At 66.4% G+C, this 24,386-nt stretch carries 18 protein-coding genes and 1 tRNA gene; 11 read left to right on the top strand and 8 right to left on the bottom strand.

The annotated features are described in order from the left end of the window. Positions 1–213: 213 nt before the first annotated feature. Positions 214–2,637 (bottom strand): penicillin acylase family protein, encoded by a 2,424-nt coding sequence (locus tag EO141_RS05175; RefSeq protein WP_206514780.1) that lies wholly within the window; start codon positions 2,635–2,637, stop codon positions 214–216. Between the two features lie 149 nt (positions 2,638–2,786). On the opposite strand from EO141_RS05175, the gene bfr reads away from it, so the two are divergent. Further along, positions 2,787–3,272, top strand: a complete 486-nt coding sequence (gene bfr / locus EO141_RS05180) for a bacterioferritin (RefSeq protein WP_039511630.1) — start codon at positions 2,787–2,789, stop codon at positions 3,270–3,272. 285 nt (positions 3,273–3,557) lie between these two features. Here the strand turns inward: bfr and EO141_RS05185 are convergent, their stop codons facing one another. From EO141_RS05185 to EO141_RS05195, 3 genes are all read right to left on the bottom strand, one after another. After that, on the bottom strand, positions 3,558–4,214 hold the full coding sequence (locus tag EO141_RS05185; protein WP_127168677.1) for a thiopurine S-methyltransferase: 657 nt from the start codon (positions 4,212–4,214) through the stop codon (positions 3,558–3,560). A 550-nt stretch (positions 4,215–4,764) separates the two neighbouring features. Beyond that, positions 4,765–7,008 (bottom strand): DNA topoisomerase IV subunit A, encoded by a 2,244-nt coding sequence (gene parC / locus EO141_RS05190; RefSeq protein ID WP_119132339.1) that lies wholly within the window; start codon positions 7,006–7,008, stop codon positions 4,765–4,767. A gap of 60 nt (positions 7,009–7,068) precedes the next feature. Continuing rightward, positions 7,069–7,920, bottom strand: a complete 852-nt coding sequence (locus tag EO141_RS05195) for a helix-turn-helix transcriptional regulator (protein WP_126944145.1) — start codon at positions 7,918–7,920, stop codon at positions 7,069–7,071. A 123-nt stretch (positions 7,921–8,043) separates the two neighbouring features. Between EO141_RS05195 and EO141_RS05200 the strand changes: the two genes are divergently transcribed. The 5 genes from EO141_RS05200 to EO141_RS05220 all read left to right on the top strand — a co-directional run bounded on the left by EO141_RS05200 (position 8,044) and on the right by EO141_RS05220 (position 14,808). Then, positions 8,044–8,484, top strand: coding sequence for a MarR family transcriptional regulator (locus tag EO141_RS05200; protein ID WP_104583375.1), 441 nt, complete (start codon positions 8,044–8,046; stop codon positions 8,482–8,484). A 23-nt stretch (positions 8,485–8,507) separates the two neighbouring features. Then, positions 8,508–9,995, top strand: coding sequence for an AdeC/AdeK/OprM family multidrug efflux complex outer membrane factor (locus EO141_RS05205; RefSeq protein WP_164739082.1), 1,488 nt, complete (start codon positions 8,508–8,510; stop codon positions 9,993–9,995). 10 nt (positions 9,996–10,005) lie between these two features. Then, the gene (locus EO141_RS05210; RefSeq protein WP_127168678.1) at positions 10,006–11,199 is read left to right on the top strand and encodes an efflux RND transporter periplasmic adaptor subunit; all 1,194 of its coding nucleotides are present in this window, start codon (positions 10,006–10,008) and stop codon (positions 11,197–11,199) included. Between the two features lie 6 nt (positions 11,200–11,205). Beyond that, positions 11,206–12,786, top strand: coding sequence for a DHA2 family efflux MFS transporter permease subunit (locus EO141_RS05215; protein WP_127168679.1), 1,581 nt, complete (start codon positions 11,206–11,208; stop codon positions 12,784–12,786). 456 nt (positions 12,787–13,242) lie between these two features. Next, a complete protein-coding gene (locus EO141_RS05220; protein WP_241236623.1) occupies positions 13,243–14,808 on the top strand; it encodes a beta-lactamase family protein in 1,566 nt (521 codons plus the stop codon). A gap of 312 nt (positions 14,809–15,120) precedes the next feature. On the opposite strand, the gene EO141_RS05225 is transcribed toward EO141_RS05220, so the two are convergent. From EO141_RS05225 to EO141_RS05235, 3 genes are all read right to left on the bottom strand, one after another. Next, a tRNA-Leu gene (locus EO141_RS05225) sits at positions 15,121–15,207 on the bottom strand. A 142-nt stretch (positions 15,208–15,349) separates the two neighbouring features. After that, complete coding sequence (locus EO141_RS05230; RefSeq protein WP_127168680.1) at positions 15,350–17,587, bottom strand: glycoside hydrolase family 3 C-terminal domain-containing protein; 2,238 nt, start codon at positions 17,585–17,587, stop codon at positions 15,350–15,352. Positions 17,588–17,705: 118 nt separating this feature from the next. Continuing rightward, positions 17,706–19,475, bottom strand: coding sequence for a M14 family metallopeptidase (locus EO141_RS05235; RefSeq protein WP_127168681.1), 1,770 nt, complete (start codon positions 19,473–19,475; stop codon positions 17,706–17,708). Between the two features lie 320 nt (positions 19,476–19,795). Between EO141_RS05235 and EO141_RS05240 the strand changes: the two genes are divergently transcribed. Both EO141_RS05240 and EO141_RS05245 read left to right on the top strand, forming a co-directional pair. Continuing rightward, positions 19,796–21,361, top strand: coding sequence for an oligopeptide:H+ symporter (locus EO141_RS05240; RefSeq protein WP_127168682.1), 1,566 nt, complete (start codon positions 19,796–19,798; stop codon positions 21,359–21,361). A 7-nt stretch (positions 21,362–21,368) separates the two neighbouring features. Continuing rightward, positions 21,369–21,977 carry a rhomboid family intramembrane serine protease gene (locus EO141_RS05245; protein ID WP_104532558.1) on the top strand — a complete coding sequence of 203 codons (609 nt, stop codon included), beginning with the start codon at positions 21,369–21,371 and terminating at the stop codon, positions 21,975–21,977. Positions 21,978–22,118: 141 nt separating this feature from the next. On the opposite strand, the gene EO141_RS05250 is transcribed toward EO141_RS05245, so the two are convergent. After that, positions 22,119–22,319 carry a hypothetical protein gene (locus EO141_RS05250; RefSeq protein ID WP_104583368.1) on the bottom strand — a complete coding sequence of 67 codons (201 nt, stop codon included), beginning with the start codon at positions 22,317–22,319 and terminating at the stop codon, positions 22,119–22,121. 217 nt (positions 22,320–22,536) lie between these two features. Between EO141_RS05250 and EO141_RS05255 the strand changes: the two genes are divergently transcribed. From EO141_RS05255 to EO141_RS05265, 3 genes are all read left to right on the top strand, one after another. Beyond that, positions 22,537–22,821: an N-acetyltransferase gene (locus EO141_RS05255; protein ID WP_126969007.1), complete on the top strand. Its 285-nt coding sequence runs from the start codon at positions 22,537–22,539 to the stop codon at positions 22,819–22,821. 47 nt (positions 22,822–22,868) lie between these two features. Then, complete coding sequence (locus EO141_RS05260; RefSeq protein ID WP_127168683.1) at positions 22,869–23,723, top strand: DUF3298 and DUF4163 domain-containing protein; 855 nt, start codon at positions 22,869–22,871, stop codon at positions 23,721–23,723. A gap of 66 nt (positions 23,724–23,789) precedes the next feature. After that, the gene (locus EO141_RS05265; protein ID WP_104583365.1) at positions 23,790–24,290 is read left to right on the top strand and encodes a MarR family transcriptional regulator; all 501 of its coding nucleotides are present in this window, start codon (positions 23,790–23,792) and stop codon (positions 24,288–24,290) included. Positions 24,291–24,386 lie beyond the last annotated feature (96 nt).

The raw sequence follows: 24,386 nt of genomic DNA on the forward strand, positions 1-24,386 counted from the left end.
GAGGGGTTCGCGGCTGTCCTACTCCCTCCCGGAGATGTGCTCGCGGCTGTCCTTCTCCACTCCCGGAGATGTGCTTGCGGCTGTCCTTCTCCCTTCCCGGAGAGGTGCTCGCGGCTGTCCTTCTCCCCTCCCGGAGAGGTGCTCGTCGCTGTCCTTCTCCCTCCGGGAGAAGGTGCCCGAAGGGCGGATGAGGGCCCGCGCGAAGCCTCGTGCCTACTTCGGCTGCAGTTGCAGCGTGTAGCGGGTAGCGGTCGGCAGGAAGGGGGTCGGCCGCCCGTGCACCCAATCCTCGTGCCCCGCGCCCCAGAACGGCGACAACGGATGTCCGCTCTGGCCGCCCGGCATGTGCACGATGCCGTCCTGCTCGTGGCCGGGCGACACCACCATGCGTTCGGAGGCGCCGAAGGCCGGGCCTTGCACGCGCGGCATGTCGCGATCGCCGGGCAGCTGGTCGGGCGGCATGCACAGCCAGCGCCTGGCGAGCGCAGGCAATGCCCGCGCGATCGGGTGACAGATGGCAGCGGTATTGCGTTCGCCCCAGCTGCGTTCACTCAAGGGGCTATCCGGCGAGGCGCCGTCCTGCGCAGCGAGCTCCGCCTGCGCGTTGCGTGCCGCTTCGGCAAGCAACTGGTCCCAGTTCGCATAGGTCGGCGGCAGCAGATGCGCCGGGCGTTGCTGCAGCAATGGCCAGACGATGCCTTCCAGTTGCGCGCGACGCGGCGGTAAAAAGTCCTTGCCAAGCGCGGCTTTTGCCGGGGCCAGCAGGCCGGCTTCCACTGCGTCGATGGTCATGCCGCGAAAGCCGCGCACGATGCGATAGCTGGCCGAGCGGGTGGAGGCGTGCCCGTCCCACTGCCGTGTGGCGGCTTCGATCTGCTGCAAGGCCGGGTCCTGGCTGTGTTCGACCACGCTGCGCAACAATTGCCACCAGCGCGTGAGCAGCACGGCGCGATCGTCGAGCTGGATGGCGAGCAGATCCAGTTCGTTGAAACGCTGCCTGGCGAACAAGTCGTCGCGGATCTGCTGCGCACGCGCGCCCAGGTCGTAGCCGGCATTGCCGAGCTTGGCCAATTGCTGCGCATCGACGACGCGGCTGTTGGCGGTCCAGAGCCGGTGCGAGGGGGGATCGATCAGCGCGGGGGCGTCGTCGCTGCGCACCGGCCAGGGCAGGCAGCCGGTCGGCGCGGGTGCCGAGGCTGTGGTGACCGCAGCCGACGGCAATGCCGCGTCCGCGTGCTGCGCCGAACCCGCCAGTTCGGCGATGCCGCTCGGGCCACACCCGGCATTGCGCACCGGGCGCGCGCCGATCAACCGCCAGGCGATGCGCCCGCTGCGATCGGCCAGCAACAGATTCTGTGCCGGAATGCCCGAACGATCCGCCACGGCAAAGGCGGCCTGCAGATCGGCCGCGGTGCTCATCTGCGCAAAGTCCAGGCGGATCGCGCCGGGCAGCTGCGCGGCCCAGCGCAGCGCGAGCACGCTGCCATCGGGGTTGTCGTGCAGGATCGGTCCCCACGCACTCTCGCGGACCGCAAAACGCACCGGTGCGGCGCCGGCCACGCGAATCGTTTCGACATGGGTGGTGAGCGCCTGCGGATGGCCCGGCGTGGCCGGCGCAATCCGCGCAAAGTCGGCGGTGTCGATATAGCTGTTGGTGAAGGCCCAGGCCACATGCCCATTGCTGCCGACCACCACCGCCGGCAAACCGGGCAGGGTGAAGCCGGTGACATCCACCTTGCCGTTGGGCGCGCCGGTGTCCGGGTAACGCAGGCGTGCACGGAACCAGATGTTGGGCGCGCGCAGGCCCAGGTGCATGTCGTCGGCGACGATGGCGCGGCCGTCGCTGGTGAGGCTGCCGTCCACGGCGAAGTTGTTGCTGCCCGGCGTCGGCGGCTCGGCGCCGGGCGCGGCGGCCGGATGCGGCAGGCGGCGCAGGTCCAGTGCGGCGGCATCGGGCAGCACGGCATCGCCTTGCGCGGCGCCGAGCAGCGGGGCATCCCAGCTGGAACCTTGATGATCGAGCAAGGCCGCCAGCGCCGCTGGCACCACCGCGCGGATGCGTGCGGCTGCCAGTTCGGTCTGGTTGTCGTTGTCCTGCAGGTCGGCATACATCGCCATGCCGGTGAGGATGGAGTCGTCCAGCGTCCACGGCCGCGGCGTCTGCCGCAGCAACAGGTACGGCCACGGGCGCACGCGCAGGGCGGCCAGCCCGGCATTGACGCCCTCGGTATAGGCCTGCAGCGCCGCGCGCTGGCTACCGGCGGCGATATCCAGGCTGGCCTGCACGCGGGCGCGCAGCCGGTGCACGCGATTGCGCTTGTCCAGGTCCAGCGCCGCGGCGCCGAACAGCTCGGACAACTCGCCGGCCGGTGCGCGGCGCATCAGGTCCATCTCGAAGTAGCGCTCCTGCGCATGCACATAGCCGAGTGCGCGCATGGCATCGACCTGGCTGGCCGCATCGATGGTGACCACGCCACGCCGGTCGCGTTGCACGCTGACCGGTGCCGCCAGGCCCGTCAGTGCGCTGTTGCCGTCCAGCTGCGGCAGGCTGCCACGCATCAGCAGGTACACGGCCAACAGGGCCGCCACGGCCAATACCACGATTGCCAGCAGCAGCCGGCCCAGCCATTTGCGCATTGTTGTCGGGTCCTTGAGTTCGGTCACAGTGTGGCCGCCGGTCATGACCGTGGCGGGTCTGGCCGCAAGCGCAACTGAAAGTGATTCCGATTAGATCATTGCCCGGCGGGTTAGGGCACCATGCGCGCATTGCGTCGCTGGAGCACATCATGAAAGGCCATCCCGAAGTCGTCGACTACCTCAAACAGCTGCTGCGCGGCGAACTGGCGGCACGCGACCAGTATTTCCTGCACTCGCGCCGTTACGAGGACCAGGGCCTGATGGCGCTGTACGAGCGCATCAACCACGAAATGGAAGAGGAGACCGAGCACGCCGACGCGTTGCTGCGGCGCATCCTGTTCCTGGAAGGCGACCCGGACATGCGGCCGGCCGAGTTTGCGCCCGGCAAGACCGTGGTCGAAATGCTCGAGCGCGATCTGGTCGTGGAATACGAAGTCCGCGCCAATCTCGCCGCCGGCATGAAGCTGTGCGAAGAGCACGGCGATTACGTCAGCCGCGACATCCTGCTCAAGCAGCTGCAGGACACCGAGGAAGACCACGCCTGGTGGCTGGAGCAGCAGCTCGGCCTGATCAAGCGCATCGGTCTGGAGCTGTATCAGACCTCGAAGATCGACAAGGGGCATGTCGCCGGCTGAGCCCGGTGACCGGCGCTGCGCAGCCGCCGAGCGGGCGCAGCGCAGGCCTGCAGTCGCGGGTGCCGGGTTGTGCTGTGCATTGCCATCGCCGCGTGGTCTGGGCCGGCTGCCGGCTGTCTACTGCAGCATGCCGCCTGGCGCGTCACACCGTTCGGCAACACCGCTGCGTGGCGCAATGCCGCGCAGTTGGTGATCGGCTCGCAAGGCGCTGCTTGTGCGGCGCATGCGGCGGCCGACTGCCGTGACGGCATGGTCCGGCTACGACGGAGCGTTTGCCCGCGACAATCAGTTGCGTTGCAGGCGGTACACGCCGGTCGACAGGGCCGTGACGCCGTCGGCACGGAAGCGCGGCTCCTGGTCGAGGATGTCGCGGTGTTCCAGTTGCTGCACCTGCCATTGCGTGCCGAACAGGGTGTGCACCTCGGCAGCGTCCACCGAAAACGGCGGGCCGGCCTTTTCGGCCTGCGGATAGTCCAGCGTGATCAACAGGCCGCGGCATCCCGCAGGCAGCTGCGCGTACACGCTGTGCAGATAGCGTTGGCGCAGGCCGGCAGGCAGGGCGATCAATGCGGCGCGGTCGTAGACGGCGCTGCAATCGGCCAGCACGCCTGGGTCCAGTGCAAATGCGTCGCCGCAGATGACTTCGATCGGGCCGGCGATGAAGTGCTCGCCCGCGCGGCTGGTGTGTCGCTGCGGTTGCAGGCCGGCGTCATCGAAGAAGTGCGTCACCGCCAGCGGCGACAGCTCCACACCGAGCACACGATGCCCCTGGGCGGCCAACCAGTGCAGGTCCAGCGTCTTGCCGCACAACGGCACCAGCACGCGGGCAGCCGTTGGCAATTGCAAGGCCGGCCAATGTTTTTGCAGCAGCGGCATCACCTCGTCCTGATGGAAGCCGGTCTGACCGTTCTGCCAGCGTTGCAGCCAGAATGCTGTGTCCATGATGGTGTCTTGTCGGTTTGCGTTGACGAGTGACGTGTTGTCGGAATGACAGTGGCACTGCAGATCGAAATGAGCCGCTCAGACCATACCGCACCGCCGCGCGACATTTACTGCGCTTACCATGCACACCGACCCTCTCGACTGGTCCTTGCCCGCCCAGCACCGCGGGACCTTACGTGGCATGGATGCCGCGTAAGAGCCTACAGGGACGTACTTGCGGCGTGTTCCGCGATGGTGGGCGGGCAAGGGCCCTGCAGCCAAGCCGCAGATCAGCCGCTCCACAACCGACGCATCCGCACCGTTTGGTTACCTCTCAAGGCGATGCAGAGCTCGAGCCTCAGCGTAGCCTCGCCGTTGCAAACCAACCCGGCCGAGGGCGTGATGCCCTAAGGCCGGCAGCGTCCAGCTGGCGGTAGTCTTGTGGGTCGCCCAAGACCGCACGGCCAACGCGCCATCGCATCACCGTTGCACTCCAACCCGTCGACCTTCTGCCGCGCCTCAGTAAATCGAGGCAGCGGCAGCGTCGAACGCGCGCGTCGGTGAACAGCCGTTACTGCACTTCCAACCCGTCCACCTTTTGCCAGCCACGCGGCAACAACGCCCCGCGACTCGCACGCGCGCCCACATAGGTATCCAGATCCTTGAACGACAGGCTCATGGTGCGTGCGCCGCTGCGTACCAGCAGCGTGTTGCCCGGTGCCACCGCCACCACCGCGACCACGCGCTCGGTGCCAAGCTTGGCCTTGGGGATGTCGATGATCTTGTTGCCTTTGCCCTTGTCCAGTTCGGGCACATCGCTGGCCGTCACCGCCAGCAGATTGCCGGCACTGGTGACGGCCACGATGCGGTCGCTCTGCGGATTGGTCACCTGCGCAGGCGTCAGCACATGCGCGCCGGTGGTCAGGTTGAGCATCGCCTTGCCGGCCTTGTTGCGACCGGTGAGGTTTTCGAAGCGGGTGACGAAGCCGTAGCCATGCGAGGACGCCAGCACGAAGCGGGTGGCGTTGTCGGCACTGGCCATGACCTGGAATGCCGCGCCCGAGGCCGGCGAGAAACGGCCGGTCAACGGTTCGCCATTGCCGCGTGCCGAGGGCAGGGTGTGCACCGCAGTCGAATAGGCGCGGCCTTCCGAATCCAGGAAGGCCACCTGATGGGTGCTGCGGCTGCGCACCGCCGCCAGCAGGCTGTCGCCTTCGCGATACGACATGCCGGCCGGATCGACCTCGTGGCCCTTGGCCGCGCGTACCCAGCCCTTTTCCGACAGCACCACGGTCATCGGTTCGCTGGCGACCATCTCGGTTTCATCGATCGCCTGGGCGGCGCCACGCTGCACCAGCGGCGAGCGACGCGCGTCGCCGAACTTCTTGGCGTCGGCGGTCAGTTCGTCCTTGATCAGCTTCTTCAGCTTGGTCTTGCTTTCCAGGATGGCCAGGATCTGTGCGCGTTCCTTTGCCAGTGCTTCCTGCTCGCCGCGGATCTTCATTTCTTCCAGGCGCGCCAGCTGGCGCAGCTTGGTTTCCAGGATGTATTCGGCCTGCTCTTCGCTGAGCGCGAAGCGGGCGATCAGGACCGGCTTGGGCTCGTCCTCGCTGCGGACGATACGGATCACTTCATCCAGGTTGAGGAAGGCGATCAACAAGCCTTCCAACAGGTGCAGGCGGCGCTCGACCTTCTGCAGGCGATGGTTGAGGCGGCGGGTGACGGTGTCGCTGCGGAAGGTCAGCCACTCGCTCAGCAACTGGCGCAGGTTCTTCACCTGCGGGCGGCCGTCCAGGCCGATCACGTTGAGGTTGACGCGGTAACTGCGCTCAAGATCGGTGGTGACGAACAGGTGGCCCATCAACTGTTCGGCGTCGACACGGTTGGAGCGCGGCACCAGCACCACCCGCACCGGGCTGGTGTGGTCGGACTCGTCGCGGATGTCTTCCAGCCACGGCAGCTTCTTGGCGCGCATCTGCTGGGCGATCTGCTCGATCACCTTGGACGGCGAGACCTGGTACGGCAGCGCGTCGATGACGATGTTGGCGTGTTCTTTCTTGTAGGTGGCACGTGCGCGCACGCTGCCGTGGCCGGTCTCGTAGATTGCGCGCAGGTCGGCCACCGGGGTGATGATTTCGGCGGTGGTCGGGTAGTCCGGGCCGAGCACGTGTTCGCACAGTTCGGCAACCGTGGCATCGGGATTGTCGAGCAGGCGCAGCAGCGCGCTGACGATCTCGTTGAGGTTGTGCGGCGGCACATCGGTGGCCATGCCGACGGCAATGCCGGTGGTGCCGTTGAGCAACAGGTGCGGCAGGCGCGCCGGCAGCCAGGTCGGCTCCTCCAGCGTGCCGTCGAAGTTGGGCGCCCAATCGGTGGTGCCCTGGCTGATTTCGCCCAGCAGCACCTCGGCGATCGGGGTCAGCTTGGATTCGGTGTAACGCATCGCCGCGAACGACTTGGGGTCGTCCGTGGAGCCGAAGTTGCCCTGGCCCTCGATCAGCGGGTAACGGTAGGAGAACGGCTGCGCCATCAGCACCAGCGCTTCGTAGCAGGCGCTGTCGCCGTGCGGATGGTACTTACCGATCACATCGCCCACGGTGCGCGCGGATTTCTTCGGCTTGGCCGCGGCATTCAGGCCCAGCTCGCTCATCGCGAAGATGATGCGCCGCTGCACCGGCTTCAGGCCGTCACCCAGGAACGGCAGGGCGCGGTCGAGCACCACGTACATCGAATAGTCGAGATAGGCACGTTCGGCGTACTCGCGCAGCGGCAGCTGCTCGAAGCCGTGGAAGGTGGGGCGGGTCAGATCGGTCATGTAAAGCCAGGTCCTACGAAAGAGGAGCCCGCGCCGTGGCGCGCGCTCGAAGAGCGCCGATTATCCGGATGCGGCGGGGGATGCCAAGCCGCGCGCATGCGTGCCGGCCAGATAACGCGTGGGTGGGGCGCCGAAATGGCGGTGAAACACACTGACGAAGGCGCTGGGGCTGCTGTATCCGAGCTGGTCGGCGACCTGGGCGACCGGGCTGCCCTGGCTGAGCCGCCGCAATGCTTCCGCCAGCCGGGCCTGCTGCCGCCATTGCGCGAAACTCAACCCGGTTTCGCTGCGGAAATGCCGGCTCAGGCTGCGCGCCGACAGCCCGCCCCAGTCGGCCCAGGCGTCCAGCGGGCGCGGGTCGGCCGGCGTCTCCAGCAACTGCCGGGCAATGCGCAGCAGCCGGCGGTCGGCCGGCATCGGCAGGTGCAGGTGGTCGATCTGCACCTGCCGCAGTTCGTCCAGCAGCACCGCGGCCAGGCGTTGCCGCGCGGGGTCCAATGGCTGACCCAGGGGCCAGTCGGCTGCGCGCATGATCACCTCGCGGGCGAGTGCAGTCAGGCGGATCACCCCGCCTTGCGCGGGCAGCGCAGCGCAGGCATCCGGCCGGACCACCACGCCCCAGCCGCGCAGCGGCCCGGCCAGCTCCACGGTGTGCTGCTGCCCGGGCGGCATCCAGCCGGCGCAGCCCGGCGGCAGCGACAGGGTTCCCTGCTCGGTATGCACCGTCAGCACGCCGTGCTCCACGTACATCAATTGCCCGCGGACATGGGCGTGCCGGACGGCCTCCGGCGCCCATACCGCGCGCAGATTGGCCAGGAACGCGATCACCTCCGGTCCGTCGGCCCATTCGAAGCTGTCCCGCACACCGGGCGGCAGCGCATCGACCGTGGTTGGCGGGTTTTCGACAGTCATTGGCGCAATTGTATTACCAGGCCAGGCATTCAGCCGCGTAAGGTGGCGATCCTTGCTGGCGGTTTAATCCCTTCCGGGATATTTGCGTTGACAAATATATTTTTCGGAAGAAAATAGCCCGCCATGAATGACCTCTCCACCACCTCGCCGTCGTTCGGGCTGCTGTTGCGCCAGGTGCGTGACGCGCTGATGCGCCAGCTCGATGCCGAAATGAAGGGCGAGCTGCCGGACTTCGGCTTCAGCCACTACGTCGGCCTGAAGATCCTGGCGGTGCGCTCGCCCTGCACGGCCAACGAGCTGGCGCTGGCGCTGGACCAGACCCCGAGCGCGGTCACTCGCCTGCTCGACAAGCTCGAAGCGCTCGGTGCGGTGCGACGCGAGCCGCATGCGCAGGACCGGCGTGCGCTGCAGATCGTCATGACCGAACAGGGCGTGGCGCTGTGGGAGCGCCTGAAGCTGCGCGGCGAACGCGCCATCGAGCATGGCCTGCGCGATCTGGCCCCGCCCGAGCGCGAGCAACTCACCTCTCTCCTCATCCGTGTCCGCGATGCACTCAACTCATGAACGCTGCTAGTTCCCCGATTCAGATGCTGCGCCTGCGCTCCACGCAGCTTGCGCGGCCGCTCGTCCTCACTGCGCTGACGCTGGCGCTGGCCGCCTGCGCCAGCAGCCGCGGGCTTGCCCCGCAGGGCACCGTGCTGGAGCCGGGCGCGCTGCATGCCGAGCGCACCCTCGCCCAGGCCAACCTGAGCCCGGCCGCCTGGCCGACCAGCGACTGGTGGCGCGCCTTGGGCGATGCGCAATTGAATGCGCTGATTGCCGAAGGCCTGCAGCACAGCCCCAGCCTGGCCGCGGCCGACGCACGCCTGCGCCAGGCGCAGGCACGCATCGGTACCGCCCAGGCCGATCGCGGCCCCAGCCTGTCGGTCTCCGGCGGCTACACCGGCCTGCAATTGCCCGAATCGATGGTGGGCGAGGAGCGCGGCGGCAGCTATGCCGGCAGCGCGCAGGTGGTGCTGGACTTCCGCTACGGCGTGGACCTGTGGGGCGGCAAGCGCGCCACCTGGGAAGCGGCGGTGGACCAGGCGCATGCGGCCGACGTGGATGCACAGGCGGCACGCCTGAACCTGTCGGCGGCGATTGCCGAGGCCTATGCGCAGCTCGACTATGCATGGCGCCTGCATGACGTGGCCAACGATGAATTGACCCGCGCGCAGAAGACCCTGGACCTCACCCGGCAACGCCGCAGCGCCGGCATCGACAGCGATCTGCAGGTGCGCCAGGCGCAGGCCCGCGTGCCGTCGGCGCAGCAGCAGCTGCAGTCGGCGCAGCAGCAGATCGACCAGGCGCGCAACGCGCTGGCCGCCCTGGTCGGGCAGGGCCCGGATCGCGGGCTGGAGATCGCGCGCCCGACGCTGGGCGCGGCCATCGCCGCGCAGCTGCCCAGCAACCTGCCGGCCGACCTGCTGGGCCGCCGTCCCGATGTGGTCGCCGCGCGCTGGCGCGTGGAGGCGGCCAATCAGGACATCGCCGCGGCCAAGACCCGCTTCTACCCCAGCTTCAACATCACTGCACTGGGCGGGGTGGTGAATCGCGACGTCGGCCAGTTGCTGGAAAGCGCCTCGGTACTTGGCGTGGTTGCGCCGGCGCTGAGCCTGCCGATCTTCGATGGCGGCAAGCTGCGCGCCAATCTGGCCGGCAGCGATGCGCAGTACGACCTGGCGGTGGCCGATTACAACCAGAAGGTGATCGACGCCCTGCGCGAGGTGGCCGACCAGGTCAACGCAGTGCGTTCGCTGGAGCAGCGCACACGCGCGCAGGACGACGCCGTGCAGACTGTGTCGGCCGCCTTCGCGCTTGCCCAACAGCGCTACCACGCCGGCATCGGCAGCTATCTGGAAGTGCTCAGCGTGCAGGAGCAATTGCTCACCGCGCGCGAGCGCATGGCCAGCCTGCAATCGCAACAACTGTTGGCCTCGGTGAGGTTGCAGCGTGCCCTGGGCGGCGGATTCACGCCGGAACCTGCGCGCGATACCGCACACGCCGAGACCACTTCCGCACAACCGAATTCCTGAGACAGCGACGATGAGCCAGACGACTCCAACTTCTTCCCAACCTGCGCCGGCCGCGCCCAGCAAGCGCCGCGCGGCGCTGCGCATCGTGGCCATTGTGGTGATCCTGGCGATCATCGGTCTTGTGGTGTGGTACTTCCTGGTCGGCCGCTGGCACGAAGACACCGACGACGCCTACGTGCAAGGCAACCAGGTGCAGATCACCCCGATGGTTGGCGGCACCGTGGTCAGCATCGGCGCCGAAGACGGCATGCGCGTGGAGCGCGGCCAGTTGCTGGTGCAGCTGGACCCGGCCGACACCGCGGTCGCGTTGCAGCAGGCCGAGGCCAATCTGGCCAAGACCGTGCGCCAGGTACGTGGTCTGTACCGCAGCGTGGAAGGCGCGCAGGCCGACCTGTCTTCGCGCGAGGTGTCCCTGCGCAGCGCGCGTGCCGACTTCGCGCGCCGCAAGGATCTGGCCGCCAGCGGCGCGATCTCCAGCGAAGAACTGGCGCATGCCCGCGAAGAGCTGGCCGCTGCCGAAGCGGCAGTGAGCGGTTCGCGCGAAAGCTTCGAACGCAACCGCGCGCTGGTGGACGATAGCGCGGTGGCCAACCAGCCCGACGTGCAGACCGCCGCCGCACAGCTGCGCCAGGCCTATCTCAACCATGCCCGCACCCGGGTGATTGCGCCGGTGTCCGGTTACGTGGCACGCCGTTCGGCGCAACTGGGCCAGCGCGTGCAGCCCGGCAGCGTGCTGATGGCGGTGGTGCCGCTGGAACAGGTGTGGGTGGAAGCGAACTTCAAGGAAACCCAGCTCAAGCACATGCGCCTGGGCCAGGAAGTGGAACTGCATTCGGATCTGTACGGCGGCGGCGTGAACTACACCGGCCGCATCGAGAGCCTGGGCCTGGGCACCGGCAGCGCGTTCTCGCTGTTGCCGGCGCAAAACGCCAGCGGCAACTGGATCAAGATCGTGCAGCGCGTGCCGGTGCGCATCGCGGTGGATGCCAAGCAACTGGCCGGCAATCCGCTGCGCATCGGCTTGTCGATGAAGGTCGACGTCAACCTGCACGACCAGCAGGGCAGCGTGCTGCCGACCAAGTTCGCCAATGGCGCGGTGTTCTCCACCGACGTGTATGCGCAGCAGTTGCAGGCCGCCGACGCGGACATCCAACGCATCATCCAGGACAACCTGCCTGCGCAGGCTGCGTCCAAGGCGGGCTGAGCCAGCATGTCCTCGCAAGCTCCCACCGCGCCAGGCGGTCCCTCGGCACCTGCGCCCGCCGCCGGCTTTCGCCCGGCGAGCGTGGCGTTGTGCACCGTGGGCCTAGCGATGGCCTCGTTCATGCAGGTGCTGGACACCACCATCGCCAACGTCTCGTTGCCGACCATCGCCGGCAATCTCGGCGCCAGCTCGCAGCAGGCCACCTGGGTCATCACCTCGTTCGCGGTCAGCACCGCGATCGCCCTGCCGCTGACCGGCTGGCTGAGCCGCCGCTTCGGCGAGACCAAGCTGTTCGTGTGGTCGACGCTAGCCTTCACCATTGCCTCGTTGCTGTGCGGCCTGGCCCAGAGCATGGGCATGCTGGTGGTGTCGCGTGCGCTGCAGGGGTTTGTTGCCGGACCGATGTACCCGATCACCCAGAGCCTGCTGGTGTCGATCTACCCGCGCGAAAAACGCGGGCAGGCGCTCGCCCTGCTGGCAATGATCACCGTGGTGGCACCGATCGCCGGCCCGATCCTGGGCGGCTGGATCACCGACAACTACAGCTGGGAATGGATCTTCCTGATCAACGTGCCGCTGGGCATCATCGCCAGCAGCATCGTCGGCTCGCAGCTGCGGCATCGTCCCGAGCAGCTGGAAACGCCGCGCATGGACTACATCGGCCTGATCCTGCTGGTGGTCGGCGTCGGTGCGCTGCAGCTGGTGCTGGACCTGGGCAATGACGAGGACTGGTTCTCCTCCGACAAGATCGTGGTGCTGGCCTGCGTTGCCGCGGTAGCGCTGGTGGTGTTCGTGATCTGGGAACTCACCGACAAGGACCCCATCGTCGATCTCAAGCTGTTCCGGCACCGCAACTTCCGCGCCGGCACCCTGGCGATGGTGGTGGCGTATGCGGCGTTCTTCAGCGTGAGCCTGCTGATCCCGCAATGGCTGCAACGCGACATGGGCTACACCGCGATCTGGGCCGGCCTTGCCACTGCGCCGATCGGCATCCTGCCGGTGTTGATGACGCCGTTCGTGGGCAAGTACGCGCTGCGGTTCGACCTGCGCATGCTTGCCACCGTTGCCTTCATCTTCCTGTCGTTCACCAGCTTCCTGCGCTCCAACTTCAACCTGCAGGTGGACTTCGGCCATGTGGCCACCGTCCAGTTGGTGATGGGCGTGGGCGTGGCCCTGTTCTTCATGCCGGTGCTGCAGATTCTGCTCTCGGACCTGGACGGTCGCGAGATCGCGGCAGGGTCAGGCCTGGCCACCTTCCTGCGCACCCTCGGCGGCAGCTTCGCCGCATCGTTGACCACCTATCTGTGGGCACGCCGCACCCAGGTGCACCACGCGCACATCACCGAACACATCTCGGTGTACACCCCGGGCATGCAGGAGCAGGTCACCGCGATGGGGCAGGGCGACCTGCAACGCGGCGCGGCATCGCTGAACAACATGATCAACCACCAGGCCTCGCAGATGGGCTTCAACGACATCTTCTACCTGCTCGGCTGGACCTTCCTGGCGATCATCTTCTTCCTGTGGCTGGCCAAGCCGCCGTTCGGTGCGGGTGCGGGCGGCGCAGCGGCGGCTGGCGGGCATTAGGCGCCGGCTGACAAGGCGCTTGGCCGTTCTGACATCGGCTAAGACAACGACCTCACGTCGGTCCAGTGCAGAGCGAATGATCTGCGACTTGGCTGCGGGGCCCTTGCCCGCCCACTCTCGCGGGACACGCCGCAAGTACGTCCGTGTAGGCGCTTACGCGGCATCCATGCCGCGTAAGGTCCCGCGACGGTGGACGGGCAAGAGCCAGTCGGGATGGTCGGTTGCGTAGCGCTTTGCAAAGCAATCAGCAAACCGTTTGGAGCGGTGAGGGCGCTGCAGCCTTGACCGACGCAGTATTTGACGTGGGCTTCTGACTGCATCCAAAAAGGCAGCTGACAAAACCCCTGCGCTCCCCCCGCCAGTCGGGTGCTCGCTACGGTTTGTGAGCCGCTCTAACAATCGTGCTGCGCCTGTCAACACGCTCTAGACTGACGCTCTCCAAGTGGGAGCAGTTCAATGGCAGTGACGCCTTCAACGACCGGTTTACCGCAGTCTTTCTGCCTCATGCATACGATGCAGCGCCAAGGCCGGCTCACGCTGAATCAAGAGGCCCAGCGTCATCGTGAGTTACCGCATGTAGCGCCGGCAATTGGGCGTCTGCTGCAGACTGTGCTTCTTCTGTCGCTGTGGTTGCCGTTGATCGCCTTGGCCGATGAATCGAGCGACAAGGTGACACAGCAGATGCAGCTTAATCGGCAGCGCTACGGCATCGTAGGGCAGGCTGCGTACGTCTCCCACAATGGCAAGGTGCTGTTTCGCGGTGGCGATGGACTTGCCGACCTCGACAGTCAGCAGCCGGTGATGCCTGAGCAGATATTTCCTGTGTTTTCGGTGAGCAAGCTGCTGGTGAGCACCTTGATCATGCAGTTGGTCGAGGCCAGGCAAATCGATCTGGACCGACCCGCCCGGGTCTACCTGCCAGATCTGCCCCAGCGCTGGCACAAGGTCACGGTGCGTCAGCTGCTCAACCACACCTCCGGGTTGCCAGAATATTTCACCGAGGCGCAGATGAGCGGCGCGCCGGAGGCAAACGCCTCATTTCCTGCAACTGCGCACGCCGTCTTTGCAACGCTGGGCAGTCAACCATTGCTCTTTCCACCCGGTAGCAATACGCGCTACATCAACACCAACTATCTGGTGCTGTCGCAACTGCTCCAGGCGCATTACCGCAAGCCGTATTCGCAGATCGTGTCCGAGCGGATCCTCGAGCCGTTGAAGCTGGCGCATACCTTTCTCGGACGCTCCCGATTGCCGGCTAATGCGGTCGTCAGTGCCTACATTGGCAAGGACGAAAAACTGCAGAAAGAGCCGGAGATCGCCTGGCCCGATTACGCCCTCGGGCATGCCGAGCTGTATACCAGCATCGACGATCTGGCGGCTTTCATCGAAGCGATGCGAGATGGAACGTTAGTCGGAAAGCCGACACTGCAACAGCTCTGGCAACCGCAGCTGCTGCCCAATGGGCAGCGCGGCTGGTTTGCCGGCGGCTGGGAGGTTGGCGCAAGTGGTGCCTATCGGTACGTTGGTCATGATGGGGGCGCGCGGGTGAGGGTGCGCCTGCTGTTCGCCGATGCCCTGGATGGCGATAGCTACACCATCGTTTACCTGACCAATGGCAGCACGCGCGGGGTGTGGTCCCGGGTGCTGGTCGACAGCATCATGGCCGCCATCGCGCCACAGACGTTTCCCGCCGAAGCCTTGTCGGAGAAGCTCATCGCCTTCGCGCTGCAGTTGCCTGTCGATCACGACACGCAGTTTTTGGCCGATGCACTGCGTGTCGACGGGAGCATCCCCCTCGATCAACTCGAGGCTGTGGTCAACACGACTGGCTACACCGTTCTGTCCAATCTCGGCGCAGATGCGGCGATTCGTGTGTTCGCGCTCAACGTGTTGCTGTTTCCGGCGTCCCGCAATGCGCTGGACAGCCTTGCCGAGGCGTATGAGGCAAGCGGGGATCTCGCCCGTTCGAGCGCCATCCGGCAGCGCATCAAGGACATGCCCGCGCCACCTGGGAAACAGTGATCTGGCATGAGGTTGTGAGACCTCATCTGTTTGTTGCTGGTGCTTCCACCTGGCTGCAACGCAGATTGGCATTGGCCTTGATCGTGGACGTTTGGCGTCAAGCCTTGCATCCATCGGCATCCGTCGTGGAGGCGTCGAACATGGTCGCCACAGCCGCAACACGTGGTCGCGTGTCGAGAGTCACGCGCGGCGCACGCTTGCAGCGCAGCCGATCGGCATGCGCGCCATCGCCGACAGCCCATCGTCCCAGCGCATGGCCCAGACGCAAAAAACCCCGCCTGCGCGGGGTTTTTTACGATCTACCGTGAGTCGTGGTGCCCAGGAGAGGACTCGAACCTCCACGAAGTTGCCCCCGCTAGCACCTGAAGCTAGTGCGTCTACCAATTCCGCCACCTGGGCGACTCAGGAGGCGAATTGTGCAAGTTACGCGCGACGCTGTCAACGCATCTGGCACAAATTCTTCGTGGTGGCGGGTGCCTGCCGGCCACGGGAGAAGACGGCGCGGCAGACACGCGCACTGCATGCCCGCCGCGGCACGCGATCACGGCAGCTGCGCCGCCTGCAAGGTGACCTCCGCACTCTGCACCGGTTCGCCTGCCGAACGCGCCAGCTGCACGCGATAGGTGCCGGCGGCAATCGTCCAGTGGCGTGCCTTGGCATCGAAGTCGGCCAGCGTCTTGGGTTCGGCGATCACCTGCACGGCGCGCTTTTCGCCCGGCTTGAGCGTGAGCTTCTGCCAGCCGATCAGGCGCAGCGGGGTGGCGTGGCCGTCGGGCAGGGTGACGTAGAGCTGCGGCACGGCGGCGCCTTCGCGCGGGCCGATGTTTTCCACCTCGAAGTTCGCCGTGAGCTGGCTGCCGTTGGCGTCCACGCGCAGCCCGCCCATGCGGAACTGGGTGTACGACAGGCCATGGCCAAACGGGTAGCGCGGGGTCAGCTTGCGCGCGGCGAACCATTTGTAGCCGACGTTGGCGGCTTCGATGGCGTAGTCGATCGTGTCTTCGCCCGGCTTGGCCGGCTTGAAGCCCAGGCCCGGAATCGACGGGCGCGGCAGCTGCGATTCGTCCACCGGCCAGGTCACCGGCAGATGGCCGGAGGGATTGACCTTGCCGGTCAGCAGGTTGGCGATGGCTTCGCCGCCGCCGATGCCCGGATACCACGCCTGCAGCACCGCCGGCACGCGCTCGGCCCAGGGCATGCGCACCGGGCCGTTGGTTTCCAGCACCACGGTGGTCCTGGGGTTGGCCCTGGCCACCGCCTCGATCAGGGCGTCCTGGTTGTCGGGCAATTGCATGTCCGGCAGGTCCACCGATTCGGCCGACCACTGGGTGGCGAACACGATCGCCACATCGGCGGCCTTGGCCGCGCGTGCCGCGGCAGCGCGGTCCTTGCCGTCGACATAATCGATCTGCACGTTCGGCAACGCGGCGCGCAGTGCCTGCAGCGGCGAGGACGGATGGATGATCACCGGGCCCGGCCAGGTAGTCGGGGTGATGCCGGGCACGGCGTTGCCGCCGTTGATGGTGTAGTCCACCCGCGAGGAACCGCCGCCGGACATCACGCCCTTGTCGGCGTAGCCACCGATCACCGCGATGCGGCGCACGTCCGTGGACAGCGGCAAGGTGGCCTGCTCGTTACGCAGCAGCACGCTGCCTTCTTCGGCGACATGCTGCGCCGACAGCAGCCCGGCCTTGCCATCGATCGGCTGGCGCTGGGTCGGATGATCGAACGCGCCATGCGCGAACAGGCTGCGCAGCACGCGCTTGACCATGTCGTCGAAGCGCGCGCGCGGCACCACGCCGGCCGACACCGCCATGCGCAACGGCGCGTCGAAGAACACCGCCGCATCGAACACTTCGCCGGCCGATTGCTGATCCAGTCCGGCCAGGGCCGCCTTGGAGCCGCTGTGCACGCCACCCCAGTCGGACATCACATAGCCGGGGTATTTCCATTCCTGCTTGAGCACCTGGTTGAGCAGGTAATCGTGCTCGCAGCCGTAGATGCCGTTGATCTTGTTGTAGGAGCACATCACCGAGGCGGGGTCGCCGATCTTCAGCGCAATCTCGAACGCCAGCAGATCCGATTCGTGCATCGCCTGCTCGCCGATCTCCGCGCTATGGAAATTGCGGCGCGTCTCCATGTCGTTGAGCGCGTAGTGCTTCATCGTCGACAGCACGTGCTCGCTCTGCACGCCGCGGATCGACTCGCCCACCATGGTGCCGGCCAGCAGCGGGTCTTCGCCGGCATATTCGAAATTGCGCCCGTTGCGCGGGTCGCGCTGCAGGTTGACGCTGCCGGCCAGCAGCACATTGAAGCCCTGCTGCCAGGATTCGCGGCCCATGGTCTTGCCGCCGGCATACGCCAGCTGCGGATTCCAGCTCGATGCCGTGGACGGGCCGGACGGCATGGCCGTGGCGAAGTCGCCCTTACGGATGCCGCCGGGATTGGTCACGCCCACGCCCGCATCGGCCAGTTGCTGCGCCGGGACGCCCAGGCGCGGGATGCCGGGGACATAGCCGGCCGAACCCAGTGCGCCTTCGGGCTTGGGAATCTTGTCGGTGCCCAGGCCGAAGTAGCTGCGCAGCATCTGGAATTTTTCGTCTTCGCTCATCTGCGCGAGCAGGCGGTCGGCACGCTGGTCCGCGGTCAGGGCGGTGTCCATCCACGGCTGCGCTGCAGCGGCGGTCTGTGCGCCGAGCGGGGCGGCAAACGCGACGCTGGCACCAACGGCGATGGCGAGCGCGAGACGGCGTGGCCGGGAATTTGTAAACGGTTTCATATCGGAATGTGGCACGAGTGGTCCTTGTGGTGCGGTTGCAATCAGGGGAGGGCAGCGCACTGCCCGTGTTCGAAGGGCGCGCGTGCGCGCCGAGGTGTTGGCCGGAATCGGTGCCGCGTCAGAACTGCGTCTGCGCGGTGCGTAACACCGGATACAGGCGGTAGCGCTCGTCCCAGGAGGCATGCAGGCGAGCGAAGAATTCCAGGCGTGCCTTCGGGTCGGCCGCGAAGGCCGCGTCACTGGCTAGGCGCTGTTCGAATTGCGCCTTCACTGCCGGGTCGCGTTCGAGCATGTCGCGCGCGACCTCTTCGGCCACGTAATCCTCCATGTATTCCTTGCGCTCGAACGCGGTGTTGAACTGGCCCCATTGCAGCAGCGAATCCGGCGCCTGCGGTTCCAGCATTGCCATCACCAGGCGCGACCTGGGCTGGGCGATCGGCACGAACAAGGAGCCGGCCGGCACCGTGCGGGTGTCGTCGCGCCACTGCCCGGTGATTGCCAGGTTCTGGTGGCCTTCGTTGGAGCGCGCGGCAAACGTGGCGGTGTCGGCACGGAAGCTCTGTACCGGATGGGTGCCGGCGGTGGCGATGGTGTCGAAGGCGATGCCGTGCAGGCGCAGTTTCTCCGCCACCAGGGCCGCTTGCGCAGCAGGCACCAGGTAGCCGCCGCGTGGCGCATCGACCACCACGTCGGGCTTGATCTGGTCGCGTAACGGCACCTTCCAGACCTGTGGCCTGGTCTCGTCGTAGCGCGTCATCAACGCGCCGGAAATCGGCGAGGGCGTGCGCGTGTAGGCGTAGCCACGGAAGGCCACGGTGCGTGCGGCGGGGCCGGCAGCGAAGCTCAACGGCTCCATCTCGCCAGCCAATTTGGTTGCACGCTGATCGGCCGCCAGTGCATCGGCGCGCCATCTGGCACCGTTGCGCGCGGCCTGCTGCAGCACCGACACGATCGCGTTGCGGGTGACGCGCACACGTACCGGGTAGGTCTTCCACGAATGCGTTTCCACCAGCATGCCGAAGCGGTTGCGCAGCAGGAAATAGCCATGCGAAAACCGCGGCGGCGACACGTCGTCGGCAAAGCCCGAAGTCGGGTCGTCCTCGTGCACGAACGAGGGGTAATACGGAAGCGGCAGCGAGCCCTGCTTGGCCAGGTCGGCAATCACCGCATCGCGCCAGCGCGTGCCGTCGCGTTGCAGCGTGGCATCGCCGGCGTGCACGGGCTCCACCTGCACAGACACGTCGTGTTCGAACTTGGCGCCATCGGTGACGTGCAGGTCCACATACATCAGCGGATCCCATTGCTGCACCAGCCGCAGCATCGCCTGCATTTCCGGTGCATCGGCCTTGAGGTAGTCGCGATTGAGGTTGAGGTTCTGCGCGGTGGTGCGCCAGCCCATCTGTTCGGGGCCGCGCTGATTGGGCCGGTTCCAGGCGCCGAAGCGCTCGTGCCCGTCGACGTTGAACACCGGCACGAACACCCAGACCAGTTTGTCAAGCACGCCTTTGCCGATCTTGCCGTCCAGCAATTCGCGCAGGGCCAGAAACCCCGCGTCCTTGCCGTCGATCTCGCCGGCATGGATGCCGCCTTGCACCAGCACCACCGGCAACGTGCGTTGCGCAGCGCCGCCTGCATCCAGTGCCCCGCTGGTGGAGACGACCAGCGCCTTCATCGGCCGGCCTTCCGGGGTGGTGCCGAATTCGATGCAGCGCACCGCCTGCGGGTAGCGCTGTGCAAAGGCATCGCAGAGTGCGATGACTTCATCGTAGCGTCCGGTTTGCGCGAACCCGCTGCGCTCGGCCTGGGTGGTCAACGGTTCGGCGGCCAGTGCGGCGGGGCAGGTGGTCAGCAGCAGCAGGCTCAGGGCCAGGCGGGTGAAGCGGGGCATCCAGCGGTCCAGTGTTCCAGGAAAACGTTTGCAATGTAGCCGAGCCGGCGCAGCAGGCCAATCTGCACTGCGTCATGACTTGCGTGTGATCGGCGTGGTTGCGGTGTATCGACGGCGGGACGGCACGCCTGGGCCGAGTCACTGGCCAGGTGTGCCGCAACGGCAGCCACCCGCCCGCCGGGTCCGCAATCAACGCCTGCCAGGCGCGGTGCTCGACGCATGCAGCGGCGCGCCCGTGGCCTTATCCCATGGTCGCGATGGCGGCCAACCGGCAGCCGCCGGTACGATAGCGCGTGTTTTTTCGCTCGACCGGACTGCCCTTGACCACTTCCACCTTGCCGGGCCCCACTGCCGGTGCGCGGCTGCCGCGCCAGATTCCCTTCATCATCGGCAACGAAGCCTGCGAGCGTTTCAGCTTCTACGGGATGCGCAACATCCTGGTGCAGTTCCTGATCACCTCGCTGCTGTTGCAGGAAGTCAGCGGGCCCGGCCGTGAGGCCGAGGCCAAGCACATCCTGCACAGTTTCATGATCGGGGTGTTTTTCTTCCCGCTGCTCGGCGGTTGGCTGGCCGATCGCTTCTTCGGCAAATACAACACCATTGTGTGGTTCAGCCTGGTGTATTGCGCCGGCCATGCCTGCCTGGCGCTGTTCGAAGGCAGCCGCAGCGGATTCTTTGTCGGGCTGGGCTTGATCGCGCTGGGTGCGGGCGGCATCAAGCCGCTGGTGGCCTCGTTCATGGGCGACCAGTTCGACCAGTCCAACAAGCACCTGGCCAAGGTGGTGTTCGACGGCTTCTACTGGATCATCAACTTCGGCTCGTTGTTTGCCTCCTTGTTGATCCCGCTGGCGCTGAAGCATCTCGGCCCGGCGTGGGCGTTCGGCATTCCCGGCATCCTGATGTTCGTGGCCACGCTGGTGTTCTGGCTGGGCCGCAGGCGCTATGTGCGGGTGCCGTTGCCGCCGAAGGATCCGCACGGCTTCGGTACGGTGGTGCGCACTGCATTGCTGGCCCAGGCGCCGGGGCAGGGCCGTCCGGGCCTGATGCTGGCAATCGTCTCGGTGCTGCTGGCGCTGGCCTGCTTTGCGCTGGTCGACCAGCTCGGCATCGTCATCTGCCTGTGCATGGCGCTGGTGCTGTTGCTGGCCGGCATCGGTGGCGGCACCTGGTGGCAGCTGGAGCGTGCGCGTGGCATTCATCCCGATACCGCGGTCGAAGGCGTGCGCGCGCTGCTGCGGGTGCTGGTGATCTTCGCGCTGGTGACGCCGTTCTTCTCGCTGTTCGACCAGAAGGCCTCCACCTGGGTGCTGCAGGGGCGCGAGATGACGATGCCGGCCTGGTTCACCGCCTCGCAGATGCAGGCGCTCAATCCGCTGCTGGTGATGCTGCTGATCCCGTTCAACAATCTGGTGCTGTATCCGCTGCTGCGGCGTGGCGGTTGGGAGCCGACCGCGCTGCGTCGCATGACCTGCGGCATCGCCTTCGGCGGCCTGGCCTGGATCGCGGTCGGTGCCATCCAGATCAGCATGGACGGCGGCGAGCCGATGCATATCGCCTGGCAGATCCTGCCCTATGCGCTGCTGACCTTCGGCGAGGTGCTGGTGTCGGCCACCGGGATCGAGTTCGCCTACAGCCAGGCACCGCCGTCGATGAAGGGCGTGGTGATGAGCTTCTGGTACCTGACCACCACGGTGGGCAATCTATGGGTGCTGCTGTCGAACGTGGCGGTACGCAATGCGACGGTGACCTCCCACATCGCCGATACTGGACTCAGTGAGGCGGCATTTCTGATGTTCTTCTTCGCGGCCTTCGCGTTTCTGGCGGCACTGGCCTTCGGCCTGTACGCGCGCCGGTATCGCATGGTCGACAATTACCGTTCTGCCTGAGGTCCGCATGATTACCCTGATCCTGATCGCCATCACCGGCATCGTCTCGTGGATGGCGTTCAACAACCGCAAGCTGGCCGACCGGCTGGTGCTGTGGCCGCCGGCGCTGGACAAGCACAAGCAGTACGACCGCCTGGTCACCTACGGCTTCATCCATGCCGACCTGGGCCACCTGGTCTTCAACATGATCACGCTGTTCTTCTTCGGCCGGGTGATCGAAAACGTGATGACCCAGCTGACCGGCAGCGTGCTGACCTATCCGCTGTTCTATCTGGCGGCGCTGGTGGTCTCGATCCTTCCCAGCTATCTGAAGAACCAGAACAACCCGAACTATCTCAGCCTGGGCGCCTCCGGCGCGGTGTCGGCGGTGTTGTTCGCCTTCATCCTGCTGCAGCCGTGGACCATCATCCTGGTGCTGTTCATTCCGGCGCCGGCGATCATCTACGCGGTGTTCTATGTCGGCTACAGCCTGTGGATGGACCGCCGCGGCGGCGATCGCATCAACCACAGCGCGCACCTGGCCGGTGCCGCGTTCGGCGTGATGTTCATGCTGATCATGGAGCCGCGCGTGCTGCAGGTATTCCTGGAGCAGCTGTCCAACCCGCGCTTCGGCTGATAGCGGCGGGCACACGCGCCGCTGGCCGCAGGCGGGCATGCGCGCTAGGTCGAAGTGGTGGCAATAGCGGGTCGCCTTGGGCGACCGGGCCAGGACCAGCGCCAACGCGCGATGGGTCCTGGCGAGTGATGCGATGCCGGCTCAGGCCGCGTCGCGCTTCTGCCCGTTACCGACGCTGCTGGTGGGCACCGCGCCGTAGGCCTGCTGCAGGCGCTGGTACACCGTGTCGTTGAGCTGCGCGAAGTCGGGGTTGTGGGTGTCGCCCTTGATGGCGAACTGGAACAAGCCTTCCAGCAGCGAGCTATCGCTGTCTGCGCTGTGTCCTGCCGAATCGTTGTGCATGCGGTGACTCCTCGTAGGTAAGGCGAAGGCCTTGGCAGGTCGTACCGCCCCCAGTGGCAACGGGCGCCTTCGGCTGAGCTATCGGCGCGGCGCGAGCGAACTTAAGTGCCTGCTCGGCAGGCTGCGCGGGCAGTCACGGCATCGATTCATTTTCACGCAGGCGCGGCGCCGCGCTGGTCACACTGATCGTCATCGTCACTGCCTCGTGCAGACCACCATGGAGGCAGCGAAAGTGCAGGCAGATCACGATTCCGCGCAGCAGCTTTTCAGCGTAGACACCGATGGACAACATGCCGAGCTGGCCTACCGCCTTGAAGGCGAGCGCATGACCATCACCCACACGCAGGTGCCGGACGCGATCGCCGGCCGCGGCATCGCCGCAGCGCTGGTCGAGGCAGCATTGGCCCATGCACGGCAGCGGGGCTACACGGTCGTGCCTGCCTGCAGCTACGCCGAGGCGTATATCCGGCGGCACCAACAGTTTCAGGATCTGCTGGCCTGAGCGGCGGCGGCGAGTCTTTGCAGATGTATCGAAGGGAGCAGGCGGGAATGGGGCGGTTGTCAGGAGTGAATGCAGTCCGGGGCTTGCTGATGCTGGCGGTGCTGGCGGTGCTGGCAGGCTGTAGCCAGCGCGCGCCGACGACGGCCGAATCGGCAGAGCCGGCCGCCGAGGCGAGCGTTGCGACGGTACCGCCGGCAGAGCCGGTGCTTGTGCAAAGCGGACCGCTGGAAGACGTGATCGAGCACGCGCCCGCCTATATGGTGGGTATCAGTTATCCGCGCGGGCTGGACGCATTTCCCGAACTGAGCGCGCTGATCCGCAGCTATGCGCAGGCAGCGCGTGCCGAACTCATGCAGGCGGTGTCCGGGCTCGGCAACGACAAGCCGGCTGCGCCCTACGAATTGTCGCTGGCGTTCGAGACCGTGTTGCAGACCCCGGACCTGATCGTCGTGTCCGCCGACGGCAGCCGCTACACCGGTGGTGCGCATGGCGAACCGTTGGTGGCGCGCTTCGTCTGGCTGGTCAAGGAGCGCAGGCAATTGACTGCGCAGGCCCTGATTCCGGACCCGGCAGGCTGGGAAGCGATCGGGCGCGAGGTGGCGGTGCAATTGCACAACGCCGCCGCCCAACGCGTGGAAGCCGAGCGTGTGCCGGTCGAAGAGCAGGCCGCGCAGGTGGCCTCGGCCGATCGCATGATTGCCGAAGGCACTGCGGCGCAGGTCGACAACTTTGCCCAGTTCGTGCCGGTGCTCAATGCTGCCGGGCAGATCACCGCGCTTCGGTTCGTGTTTCCGCCGTACCAGGTGGGGCCGTACTCGGATGGCACGCAGACGGCCGAGGTCGCTGCCTCGACGTTGTTGGCGTGGGTCGCGCCGGAATATGTACATCTCTTCGCACGCTGAGGTGTCACCCGGCAGACGATGTGATTGAATGGCTTGGCCATTCAGTAATGTAATCAAACGGGTGATATGAGTAGTTTCGATCCAACCGCACGTCGCGTGGACCACACCTGTGTGCGCTATCCGGCGTTTCCGCGGGAACCGGCCGTCCTGGTGAGGCTGATCAAGCATCTCTACAAGCGGCTGCACACGCAAGGGTGTGTGCGGTTGAAGCCCTATGGCATTAGCCCGCCGGAGTACGAGATTCTGATGATGCTCTACGGCACCCCGGAGCAGGCGATCACGCCCACCGAGGTGGCCGAGGCCGCCAGCGAGAAGCCGGCCAACATCACCCGCCTCACCGATCAGTTGTGCGAGAAGGGATTGATCGCGCGGGGCAGCAGTCCGGACGATCGACGCAAGATCATGCTGACCTTGCAGCCTGCGGGGCTGGCGTTGATCAACAGTCTGCTGCCCGATGCCTGCACGCTGCTCAATGCAGAGACGTCCGGCATCAGCGATGCCGAGCAGGTGCGGCTGGAAAAGCTGTTGAGGAAACTGCTCGACGGCGTGGATTCGGTCGAGCTCTGAGCGCGGCGTTTGCGCTGACTGCAGCAGGTCTTCTGATGGCGACCAACAAAAACGCCGCCCGGATCGCTCCGGGCGGCGTCTTCATTTCACTGCAGT

Origin of the sequence: Xanthomonas sp. BRIP62415, assembly GCF_003993515.1 — a bacterium.
In the GTDB taxonomy this organism is placed as follows: domain Bacteria; phylum Pseudomonadota; class Gammaproteobacteria; order Xanthomonadales; family Xanthomonadaceae; genus Xanthomonas; species Xanthomonas euroxanthea.